The following is an 11380-nucleotide window of genomic DNA, read 5'->3' on the forward strand; positions in this document are numbered from 1 at the left end:
CGGGAACCGGCCCGGAAACTGACGGGCCGTCGGTCCGACCGGAGGACGCCGTCACCGGTACGGCCGACCCCGACGTACGCGCGCGCGTACGCTGTCGGGCGTGAACGCCAGCGACCGCACCCCTGCCGACCTGCTGCGATCCGCGCTCGCCGCGGACCCCGCCCGCCCCTTGGTCACCTTCTACGACGACGCCACCGGTGAGCGCGTGGAATTGTCCGTCGCCACCTTCGCCAATTGGGTGGCCAAGACGGCGAACCTGCTCCAGGGCGAACTGTCCGCCGGGCCCGGCGACCGGCTCGCGCTGCTGCTGCCCGCGCACTGGCAGAGCGCCGTGTGGCTGCTCGCCTGCTCGTCCGTGGGTGTGACCGCGGAGATCGGCGGCGACCCGGCGGACGCGGACGTCGTGGTCGCGGGGCCGGACACCCTGGAGGCGGGCCTCGCCTGCTCCGGGGAGCGGATCGCGCTCTCCCTGGCTCCGCTGGGCCGGCGCTTCCCGGCCGCGCCCGCCGGATACGCGGACTACGCGGTGGAGGTGCCGAGCCAGGGCGACCGGTTCGCCCCGTTCGTACCGGTCGATCCGGAGGCTCCGGCGCTCGTCGTCGACGGTACGGAACGAACCGGCGCCCAGCTCGTCGAGCAGGCCCGCACCGATGCCGCGGCACTCGGTCTCGCTCCCGGCTCCCGGCTCCTCTCCGGACTCGGCTACGAGGACTGGGAGGGCCTCTCGTCCGGCCTGTACGCCCCGCTCGCGGCCGGCGCCTCGGTCGTCCTGTGCCGGAACGTGCACCAGCTCGCACCCGAGTCACTGGAGAAGCGGGTGGAGAGCGAGCGCGTGACGCACACCGCTCTCTGAGTCCTACGAGCCAGACTCGTTCGGCCCATAAACACGCCGAGTCCCCGGGTTCTGGCGCCGCCTCCGGTACATGATCGGCGAGGGGGAGTCGACTCCTTCCGCACAACCATGCGTCGGGTTCGGCCGTCTCCTTCAGTGATCGGTGGATGCCCGGCGCACCGCCGACGCCTCGAAGGACGGACCCTGACGTGACGGACCGTGCAGGCACGCCCGCCGACCCGGACCCCCCGGCCACGGGGGACGAGGAGCCGCGCCGGCGCCACTGGCTGCGCTGGACCGCCCTCGGTTGCGCGGTCGTCGTGCTGGCCGCCGCCGGGGTCGGCTGGTTCTTCTACCGGAAGCTCGACGACAACATCACCACGGACACCACCGCCGCCTCCGAGCTGGAGAGGTACGAGAAGGAGCGCCCGCCGGCGGGCACCTCGGCCGCCCGGAACATCCTGCTCATCGGCTCGGACACCCGGGCCGGCGAGGGCAACCGCAAGTACGGCAAGGACAAGGGCACCCAGCGCTCCGACACGACGATCCTGCTGCACCTCGCGGCGGGGAAGTCGAGCGCGACCGCCGTCTCGCTCCCCCGGGACCTGATGGTGACGATCCCGAGCTGCCGCAAGAAGGACGGGACCCGGACCCGGCAGCAGTTCGCGCAGTTCAACTGGGCCTTCGAGTTCGGCGGTACGGCGTGCACGATCCGTACCGTCGAGAAGCTGACCGGGATCCGGATCGACCACCACATGGTGATCGACTTCCGGGGCTTCAAGAAGATGGTGGACGCCGTCGACGGGGTGGAGGTCTGCCTCAAGGAGCCCGTGAACGACCCGGACGCGAAGCTGAAGCTGCCGGCGGGCCGCCAGACGCTCCACGGCGAGCAGGCGCTCGGCTTCGTACGGGCCCGCAAGTCGATCGGCAACGGCAGCGACACGGAACGCATGGACCGCCAGCAGCAGTTCCTCGGCGCCCTCGTCAACAAGGTGCAGAGCGACGGGGTGCTGCTCAACCCGACCAAGCTCTACCCGGTCCTGGACGCGGCCACGAAGGCGATCACCACGGACCCGGGGCTCGACTCGCTGCGGGACCTGTACGACCTCGCGCGGGACATGCGGTCCATCCCGACCGAGAAGGTGCAGTTCCTCACCGTCCCGCGCCGGTCCTACCGATACGACGCGAACCGGGACGAACTCGTACAGCCCGCGGCGAGCGACCTGTTCAAGCAGCTGCGCGAGGACGAGCCCGTACTGGTGACACCCGACAACGAGAAGAAGGACGGGAAGCCGGACGACGCGGACTCGCCGGTGCCCTCCGCGACGCCGACCTTCACGGGACGGAACGCTGCGGAAGGGGTGTGTGAGTAAAGCGCGCCCCAAGGGGAGCGCGGTCAGCGATGAGGTTTGGGCAAATTGCCCGGTTGTAAGGGGCGTGGAATTTGTCACGGACGTCGCCCCACGCTGAACTGGGCGGATAGTGTGACGCGATCCGGTGCACCCCGACCGCGTGGTCGCACTCACCAAGGATCGAACGACCGAGAGAGCGGCGCCCTGTGGGGGAGGCGCCTCGCGTGGCACCGACGGAGGACTCGAGTAACCGTGGACGCGCACAGCCGTGGACGGGCGGACGAGATCGACCCCGCCGACCAGTGGGTTCTCAACCCGCAGACGGGCAACTACGAACTGCGACTGGACCGCTCCGCTGGGCAGTCGCGGCCGCAGTCCCCGTCCCGCCCCCGCAGATCCGCCTCCGCCGCGCCCACGTCGGCGCCCGCCTCCACGCCGCCCGAGGCGCCCGTACCCGGCCAGCGCCGCCGCAGGGCCCCCGAGGAGCCCGGCGGCGGCCAGATCCCGGCGCAGAGCCGCCGCAAACGCAAACAGGGCGCGAGCCGCAAGAAGAAGGTCCTGCTGTGGACCGGCGGCACGATGGCGTTCCTGCTCGTGGGCGGCGCGGCCGGTGCGTACGCGATCTACAACAAGCTCAACGGCAACCTCGACGTCGTCGAGGTCGTCGGCAAGAACAACAACGCCGGTTTCGCCAAGGGCAAGGCCTTCAACATCCTGGTCATCGGCACCGACAAGCGGACCGGCGAGGGCAACGCGGGCTACGGCGACAAGAACAGCCCCGGCCACGCCGACACCACGATCCTCTTCCACGTCTCCAAGGACCGGACGAACGCCACGGCGGTGTCCATCCCGCGTGACATGAAGACGGACATCCCCGACTGCCAGACGCGCCAGACCGACGGGACCATCAAGACGATCCCCGGCGAGTCCGACGTCCGCTTCAACGTGAGCCTCGGACAGAACGGCCGCGACCCGGGCTGCGTCATGCGGACGGTCGAGGAACTGACGGGCGTGACGGTCGACCACTTCATGATGGCGGACTTCAACGCCGTCAAGGAGATGACCACCGCGGTCGGCGGCGTGAAGGTCTGCGTCGAGAAGGCCGTCAACGACCCGAAGTCCCATCTGAAGCTGCCCGCCGGCGAGTCGGTCATCCAGGGCGAGCAGGCCCTCGCCTTCGTCCGCACCCGGCACAGCTTCGGCAACGAGAGCGACCTCGACCGCATCAAGGTCCAGCAGCAGTTCCTGAGTTCGATGATCCGCCAGATGAAGTCGGACGACACGCTGACGGACCCGGCCAAGCTCCTCGACCTCGCCAACGCGGCGACGAGCGCCCTCACCGTCGACTCCGGCATAGGCGACCTGACCAAGCTCCAGGGCCTGGCCGGCGAGCTGTCCTCGATCGACACCAAGAACATCGCGTTCACGACCGTCCCGGTCATCGACAACCCCGCCGAGAAGATCAGGGCGACGGTCGTCCCCGACCCGACCAAGGCACCGCAGCTGTTCGCGATGCTCCAGTCCGACACCTCGCTCACCGAGGTGAAGAAGCAGCAGCAGGACGCCAAGAACGCACAGGCCGCGCTCCTCAAGGGCACGCGGTCCACCGCCGCCGAGGTGCGCGTCGACGTCTACAACGGCAGCGGCATCCGGGGCGCGGCCCAGTCGACCATCAACTGGCTGCAGAACGACGAGGGCGTGAACCGCTCCACCAACAAGAGCAACGCCCCCGAGAAGGCGGCGAAGACCACGCTCGAGTACGCACCGAACCAGGCCGATCAGGCCCGCAAGCTCGCGGACCTGATGGGTCTGCCGGCCACGGCCCTCAAGCCGGGCACGCAGAACGCCGGGGAGCGCGAGCCCATGACGCTCGTCCTCGGCGCCGACTTCAAGGGCGCGGGGGTGCCCATCACTGGACCGGCAAAGGCGCCGAAGGACCTGGTGAAGGTGGAAGCTGACAAGCAGATTTGCGCCAAGTGACCCGGAAACACCGAGACTTGACGTTCTTCTGACCGACGAGGGGACCTGGGGTGGGACAGAACAGCGTGCGTGGGGAGGGAACGCGGAAACGCGTTCCACGCGCCCGTGAACTGGGCTGGGACGACGACCTGTACGGCGCCGGCGAGGCGACCGGGGCGGGGGGCGATGGCTCCGAGGAGGACGCCGACGCGCCCGCGTCGGGCCGCGCCTCGCGTCGGCGTGGTGGCGGGGCCGGCACCGGCCCGAGCGGACGCGCCGCCGCGCGCCGCCGCGCCAAGAAGACCGGCAAACGCAAGGTGCTGCGCTGGGTGGCGATCACCCTTTCGGTGCTGATACTTGGCACGGCCGGCGCCGGATTCCTGTACTACAAGCACCTGAACGACAACATCCGCGGCGGCAGCCGTGCGGGCGGCGACAGCGGCGTGAAGAAGGCCGCGCCGAACGCACTGGGCGACACCCCGCTGAACATCCTGCTGATCGGCTCCGACAGCCGGGCCGACGCCAAGAACGTGGCCCTGGGCGGCGGCAAGGACCTCCGGGACAACAAGCCGCTGGCGGACGTGCAGATGCTCCTGCACCTCTCGGCGGACCGGAAGAACGCCTCGGTGACCTCCATCCCGCGCGACACCATCGTGCCCATCCCCGAGTGCAAGAGCGAGGATGGCAAGGAGACCTTCCCGGCCACGGCCAATCAGCCGATCAACGAGACGCTGGGACGCGGCGGCCCCGGCTGCACCCTCACCACCTGGGAGACCCTCACCGGGGTCTACATCGACCACTGGATCGTGGTCGACTTCGCCGGTGTCGTGGCCATGGCCGACGAGGTCGGCGGCGTCCCGGTCTGCGTGAAGCCCACCGGTGTCAGCGACCACCCGACGCGGGCACAGCCCGGCGGCTCCGGCCTGAAGCTGCCCGCGGGCACCAGCGAGGTCAAGGGCAAGCAGGCGCTCCAGTGGCTCCGGACCCGGCACGCGTTCGGCAGCGACCAGATGCGGGCCAAGGCCCAGCACATGTACATGAACGGCATGGTCGAGAAGCTCCAGAAGCAGAACGCCTGGACCGACACCGGCCGCCTGATGGGCCTGGCCGAGACCGCCACCAGCGCGCTCCAGGTCTCCGACGAGATCAAGTCGGTCAAGGGGCTCTTCGACCTGTCGATGCAGCTCAAGAACGTGAAGCTGGACCGCCTCACCACGGTGAACATCCCGACGGCCGAGTGGTCGCAGGACAAGAACAAGAACGTGCTGGTCAAGTCGTCGGCCGAGAAGATGTTCGCGATGCTCCGCGACGACGTCGCCTTCGACAAGAACGGCAATCCGGCCGACGCGAAGCCGAAGGCGACCGCCTCCGCCAAGCCGAAGGCCACCGCCGAGGCGCCCGGCTCGCTCGCCGTGACCGTCGTCAACGGCACCGGCAGTGACGAGGAGCCCGCCGCCGAGGGCCGCGCCGGCGCGGTCACCGAGATCCTCCGGGGCAAGGGCTTCACGCAGGCCGAGTCCTCCAAGGAGGGGGCGAGCCGCAAGGACACCGTGGTCACCTACCCGAAGGCGGACGGAGACCAGGGCAAGGCGAACGCCCAGTCCGTGGCCAAGGCGCTCGGGCTGCCCGACTCGGCCGTCCGGGCCGACGCGAAGGCCCAGGGCCTCACGCTCACCGTCGGCGCCGACTGGCGCGAGGGCGCCGTCTACAAGAAGCCTGCCGCCGAGGCCGGTGACATCCCGGACGGCGCTGAAGTCCTCCGGGGCGACGACAAGGGCTGCATGTACATCTATCCGCCCTACCAGTGGGACGGGAAGAGCTGACCCGCTCCCCCGCCGAACGGCATGACGGCCGGGTCCCCGGAAGGGGGCCCGGCCGTCACGCGTGCGGAGGGGATCAGACCGTCTCGGGCTCGCCCGCCCGCACCGCCGGGCGGCGGCTCGCGATGACCTTGTTCGCGAGGGAGCGGGGGCTGGTCAGGAAGCCGTAGCCCCAGGACATGTGCATCGTCGCCAGGGCCACCGGGATCTGGAGGCGGGCCTTCAGGGAGAGGCCCTTGCCCGCCGGGAGCGAGCCCGCGGTGATCGCGGCCAGGTAGCCCGCCGGGATCACGAAGCCCAGCGGGGTGAGGACCGCGCCCGCCACCAGGCCCGCGGCGATCGCGCAGACGGCGACCGGCGGCGCCAGGTAGCGCAGGTTGATCGAGCCCTGGTGGTAGCGGGCCACCACGTGCCGCCAGCGGCCGTAGTCCTTGTACTGCTTCGCCAGCGCCTTCACCGAGGGCCGCGGGCGGTACTGCACGCGGAGCTCAGGCGAGAACCAGATCAGGCCACCCGCCTCACGGATGCGGAAGTTCAGCTCCCAGTCCTGGGCGCGGATGAACTCCACGTTGTACCCGCCCTGCCGCTCCAGCGCCTCGCGCCGGAAGACGCCCAGGTAGACCGTCTCCGCCGGGCCGGCCTCGCCGCCCGTGTGGAAGGCGGCGCTGCCCACGCCGATCTTCGAGGTCATCGCGGCCGCGACCGCGTCCTCCCACGCGTTCTCGCCCTCGGCGTGCATCACACCGCCGACGTTCTGCGCGCCGGTCTCCTCCAGGAGCCGGACCGCGGTGGCGATGTAGTTCGGCGAGAGCATGCCGTGGCCGTCCACACGCACCACGATCGGGTGGCGGGAGGCCTGGATCGCCGCGTTGAGCGCGGCGGGGGTGCGGCCGGTCGGGTTCGGCACGGTGACGACGCGGCGCCTGCCCGAGGCGGTCTCGCGGACGAGCTCGGCGGCGATCTCGTCCGTACGGTCCGTGGACGGACCGAGGGCGATCACCACCTCCATCTCCCCGTCGTACTCCTGCTCGAGGATGTGACGAACCGAGGTGCGCAGATACCGCTCCTCGTTGAGGACCGGCATGATCACGGAGACGGGGGGCGTGGCGTTCATCGCCGGCCACGTTACCGCGAACGGGGGACAGCGGTGCGCGCCCGGCGGGTGGTGCGCCCTTGCGCTGATCGTATGGGCCTACCGTGCTCACGGTTCCTATGTCCCACCGCGGAGGTGTCCGTCCGTGCCCACACCGCCCCGCACGCCCCGTCCCCGGCCCGCCGCCCGTCGCGTACCGGTCCGCCGGAGGCGGAGGCGGCCCCGGTGGGGGATGCGGATGGCGACGGCGCTCTCCGTGGCGGTCCTCGCGGCCGGCGGGGTCGGGCACGCCGTGGTGACCGGCCTGGACACCGGGATCACCCGGGTCGACCCCTTCAAGGACATGAAGAACCGGCCGCAGGCGGGCCACGGGATGAACGTGCTGGTCGTGGGCACGGACGGGCGGGACCGCATCACTCCCGAGGAGAAGCAGAAGTACCGGCTCGGCGGGGCGCCCTGTCACTGCACCGACACCGTCATGCTCGTCCACGTCTCCGAGGACCGGGAGCGGGCGAGCGTCGTCAGCCTGCCCCGCGACTCGTACGCGGAGATGCCCGAGCACACCGACTTGAACAGCGGCAGGAAGCACCGGGCGCACCCGGTGAAGCTGAACGCCGCCTACGCCGAGGGCGGGCCCGGTCTGACCGTGCGGACCGTCGAGTCCATGACCGGCGTCAAGATCGACCACTACCTGGAGGTCGACTTCACCAGCTTCATGCGGACCGTGGACGCGGTCGGCGGGGTGCAGATCTGTACGAAGCGGCCCCTCAAGGACTCGTACACCGGGCTCGACCTGGCTCCCGGCACCCATGAGCTGGACGGCGGGCAGGCCCTGCAGTACGTGCGCTCCCGGCACATCGACGGGGCCGCCGACCTCGGCCGCATGCAGCGGCAGCAGCGGTTCCTCGCGGCGCTGATCGACCGGATGACGAACGGCGGGGTGCTCCTCAACCCGGTGCGGTTCCGTGAGGTCGCGACGACCTTGCTCGGCTCCGTACGGGCCGACGAGGACTTCGGTACGGATCAGCTGCTCGCCCTCGCCAAGGCGATGCACGGCTTCACCCCGGCCTCGTCGGAGTTCGTGTCCGTGCCGATCGGCGACATGAGCTTCCCCGTGAAGGGCATCGGCTCGACGGTGAAGTGGGACGCGGCGAAGGCGCAGAAGCTGTTCCAGTCGCTGCGGGACGACCGGCCGCTCGCCGCCGCGCCCCGGGCGGAGACCTCCGGGAAGGCGCCCAAGGCGGTCGTCGTGGACGTGCCGCCGCGGACGATCCGCGTCCAGGTCTACAACGGGACCCGGACCGACGGGCTCGGCCGCAAGGTGGACGACGCCCTGCGCGCGACCGGCTTCGACACCACCCGCACGCCGATGACCGGGGCCGGGAAGGAACGGGCGCGGACGGTCGTCGAGTACGACCCGCGGTGGGACCGCTCGGCGAAGTCCCTCGCGGCGGCCCTGCCGGGGGCTGAGCTGCGGGCGGTCGCGGGGCGGGGCGGGACGCTGCGGGTCACGGTGGGGGGTGACTACAAGGGGGTGCGGGGGGTTCGGGCGGAGGCGTCGGGGGCGTCGTTCGAGGCGGTGACGGGGGACCAGGTCGTTTGCCCGTGACCCTGATCCCGCCCCCGTGTGGGCATGCGTCCCGCCGGGGCGGGACGGGTGGGCACACGGGACGGCGCCCTTAGCGGCGCCTCCGCGTTCCGCGTCTGGACCCGCACCCCAGCGGCGGCGCACAACGCGGTGCGGGTCAGGGCGCGGGAGCCTCTGGCGCCGGCAGGGCGCGGGTCCGTTGTGCCCACCCGTTCCGCCCCTTGCGGAACGCCTGCCCACAACGGGGGTGGGTGGGTGCCGCGTCGGCGGGAGCCGTGCCCACAACGGGGGAGGGCGTCAGTCTTCGTAGCCCTCGGCTGCTCGGCGTTCGCGGAGTTCCTTGATGGCCTGGCGGCGGGCCAGCCGGTGCGTGCGGCGGATCTGGGCTTCCTGGTTGCGCCGCTTGTCCTGTTCCGTTTCCGGGATGACCTGGGGGACGGGGCGGGGCTTGCCCTCCGCGTCGACGGCCGCGAAGACGAGGTAGGCGGAGCCGACCTGGGTGGCGGGCGTGGACTCGTTCCAGCGCTCGGCCATGACCCGTACGCCGACCTCCATCGAGGACCGGCCGGTCCAGTTGACCTGGGCCTTCACATGCAGCAGGTCCCCGACCCGTACCGGCTCCAGGAAGGCCATCTCGTCCATGGAGGCCGTGACCGCGGGGCCGCCCGAGTGCCGGCCCGCGACGGCGCCCGCCGCGTCGTCGACCAGCTTCATGATCACGCCGCCGTGCACCGTGCCGAGGAGGTTGGTGTCGTGGCTGGTCATGATGTGGCTGAGGGTGGTGCGGGACGCGGAGGTCGGCTTGCCCGGCAGGCTGTCCGGGGTATCGCCCTGGTCTGTCATGTCCTCCACCTTATGCCGGGTCCGCCCCGCGTCCCCGTCGGGTCCGCTTTGCATCAGCTTGGCAACAGCAGCGGTCCGATCTTCCACCCGGGCTGTCGCCCGGAAAGGGCCTCCCGGCACACTGGTCCGTATGAATGACTGGCCCGATGAGCCCCAGGGACCCCGACGGATGAGCCATGTGCAGCGCCCGCAGGTTCCGCAGCAGCCGCCGCGTCCCCAGCAGGGCTACGGCCAGGGCCAGGGTTACGACCCGAACTTCACCCAGGCGCAGAACCAGGGGTACGACTCCGGTTACAGCTCCGGCCAGGTGTACGGCGGCGGCCCCCAGAACCACGGCAGTGGTGGCCGGGGCGGCGTTCCTCCGCAGTACGCGCCCTCCGGGCCCGGGCGTCCCGCGCCGGACTGGCGGAAGCGCATCAAGGTCGGCTCGATCGTGCTGGTCGTGGCGATCGTCGGCTGGGGCGTCGGCACGTACGCCTGGGCCTCGTCGAAGATGCGGAACGAGGTCGATCTCTCCAAGGTCATCGAGCGGCCGGCGGAGGGCGACTGCACGACGTATCTGATCGTCGGCTCCGACAGCCGTGAGGGCATGTCCGCCGAGGAGAAGAAGAAGCTCCACACCGGCTCCGCCGAGGGCAAGCGGACCGACTCGATGATGATCCTCGCGGCCTGCTCCAGCGGGAACACGATGGTCTCGCTGCCCCGTGACTCCTGGGTGACGATCCCGAACTTCGTCGGCTCCGAGTCGGGCAAGTCGTACCCGGCCCGCGGCGGCTCCAAGCTGAACGCGGCCTACGCGATGGACGGCCCCGAGCTGCTCGTGCGGACCGTCGAGTACAACACCGGCCTGCACATCGACCACTACGCGGAGATCGGCTTCGCCGGCTTCGCGAACATCGTGGACGCGCTCGGCGGCGTCGAGCTGAACATCGACAAGGGCTTCAAGGACAAGAAGTCCGGCGCCGACTTCCAGGCCGGCACGCAGACCCTCAACGGCGAGCAGGCCCTGGCCTTCGTCCGCACCCGGTACGCCTTCGCCCAGTCGGACCTCCAGCGGACGAAGAACCAGCAGAAGTTCCTCTCCGCCCTCGCGAACCAGGCGGCGACGCCGGGCACGATCCTCAACCCGTTCGCGCTGTACCCGACGCTCGGCGCCGGTCTGGACACGCTGATCGTGGACAAGGACATGTCCCTGTACGACCTCGGCAAGATGTTCTTCGCGATGAAGGGCATCAGTGGCGGTGACGGCAAGTCCATGAACATGCCGCTCGCGGGCTCCGCGCCGCAGAACTCCCTCAAGTGGGACATGCCGAAGGTGAAGCAGCTCGTCGAGCAGATCAAGAACGACGAGCCGGTCACGGTCACCTCGGACCGCTGACCCGCGGGTAGCCGCCTAGCCTGGAAGAGGGGCTTTCCCGGCGAGGCGGTGTGCCATGGCAGAGGACAGCAAGTTCTGGGCCTCCGGTGACTGGCGGGTCTCCGAGGGAAAGGAAGACGAGTTCATCGAACGGTGGACGGCCTTCCTGACCTGGACGAAGAAGGACAACGACGGCTTCCGGTTCGCCCGTCTCCTCCGTGACTCGGGCGAACCCCGGCACTTCATCTCCTTCGCGTCCTGGAGCGACCCGGATTCCCTGAGCGCCTGGAAACAGAAGCCCGAGTTCGGGGAGCACTTCGGCGCCTGCAAGGGCCTGTGCGACGAGATGCGGGCCGGCGGCTACGAACTGGCCGTGGACATATAGCGCGAGAGGCACCCCCGGCCGGGGGTGCCTCTTTCCGTCGGGCGTACGCGCGCGCCTTACGGGAGGTTGCGGGCCATGACGATGCGCTGGACCTGGTTGGTGCCCTCGTAGATCTGGGTGATCTTGGCGTCGCGCATCATGCGCTCGACGG

Annotated in this window: 10 protein-coding genes; 7 read left to right on the top strand and 3 right to left on the bottom strand. The window is 70.4% G+C overall.

Annotated features, from left to right (window positions below):
- Positions 1-100: 100 nt before the first annotated feature.
- From ACF07V_RS38610 to ACF07V_RS38625, 4 genes are all read left to right on the top strand, one after another.
- Positions 101-853 (top strand): TIGR03089 family protein, encoded by a 753-nt coding sequence (locus tag ACF07V_RS38610; RefSeq protein ID WP_392160856.1) that lies wholly within the window; start codon positions 101-103, stop codon positions 851-853.
- Between the two features lie 146 nt (positions 854-999).
- On the top strand, positions 1000-2205 hold the full coding sequence (locus ACF07V_RS38615; RefSeq protein WP_392160858.1) for an LCP family protein: 1206 nt from the start codon (positions 1000-1002) through the stop codon (positions 2203-2205).
- Between the two features lie 231 nt (positions 2206-2436).
- Positions 2437-4164, top strand: a complete 1728-nt coding sequence (locus ACF07V_RS38620; RefSeq protein WP_392160860.1) for an LCP family protein — start codon at positions 2437-2439, stop codon at positions 4162-4164.
- Positions 4165-4214: 50 nt separating this feature from the next.
- Positions 4215-5966: an LCP family protein gene (locus tag ACF07V_RS38625; RefSeq protein ID WP_392160862.1), complete on the top strand. Its 1752-nt coding sequence runs from the start codon at positions 4215-4217 to the stop codon at positions 5964-5966.
- A 73-nt stretch (positions 5967-6039) separates the two neighbouring features.
- Here the strand turns inward: ACF07V_RS38625 and ACF07V_RS38630 are convergent, their stop codons facing one another.
- Positions 6040-7077, bottom strand: coding sequence for a glycosyltransferase family 2 protein (locus tag ACF07V_RS38630; protein WP_392160864.1), 1038 nt, complete (start codon positions 7075-7077; stop codon positions 6040-6042).
- Between the two features lie 211 nt (positions 7078-7288).
- On the opposite strand from ACF07V_RS38630, the gene ACF07V_RS38635 reads away from it, so the two are divergent.
- A complete protein-coding gene (locus ACF07V_RS38635) occupies positions 7289-8665 on the top strand; it encodes an LCP family protein (protein WP_392160866.1) in 1377 nt (458 codons plus the stop codon).
- A gap of 276 nt (positions 8666-8941) precedes the next feature.
- Here the strand turns inward: ACF07V_RS38635 and ACF07V_RS38640 are convergent, their stop codons facing one another.
- Positions 8942-9487, bottom strand: a complete 546-nt coding sequence (locus ACF07V_RS38640) for an acyl-CoA thioesterase (RefSeq protein ID WP_392160868.1) — start codon at positions 9485-9487, stop codon at positions 8942-8944.
- 169 nt (positions 9488-9656) lie between these two features.
- Between ACF07V_RS38640 and ACF07V_RS38645 the strand changes: the two genes are divergently transcribed.
- Together ACF07V_RS38645 and ACF07V_RS38650 are read left to right on the top strand one after the other, a co-directional pair.
- On the top strand, positions 9657-10865 hold the full coding sequence (locus ACF07V_RS38645; protein ID WP_392160870.1) for an LCP family protein: 1209 nt from the start codon (positions 9657-9659) through the stop codon (positions 10863-10865).
- Between the two features lie 55 nt (positions 10866-10920).
- Positions 10921-11229, top strand: coding sequence for a putative quinol monooxygenase (locus tag ACF07V_RS38650; protein WP_392160871.1), 309 nt, complete (start codon positions 10921-10923; stop codon positions 11227-11229).
- Positions 11230-11285: 56 nt separating this feature from the next.
- On the opposite strand, the gene ACF07V_RS38655 is transcribed toward ACF07V_RS38650, so the two are convergent.
- Positions 11286-11380 (bottom strand): acyl-CoA dehydrogenase family protein (locus ACF07V_RS38655; protein ID WP_132919430.1); only part of this gene is annotated, 95 nt, incomplete at its 5' end.

It is taken from the genome of Streptomyces sp. NPDC015661 (genome assembly GCF_043077765.1).
GTDB lineage: Bacteria > Actinomycetota > Actinomycetes > Streptomycetales > Streptomycetaceae > Streptomyces.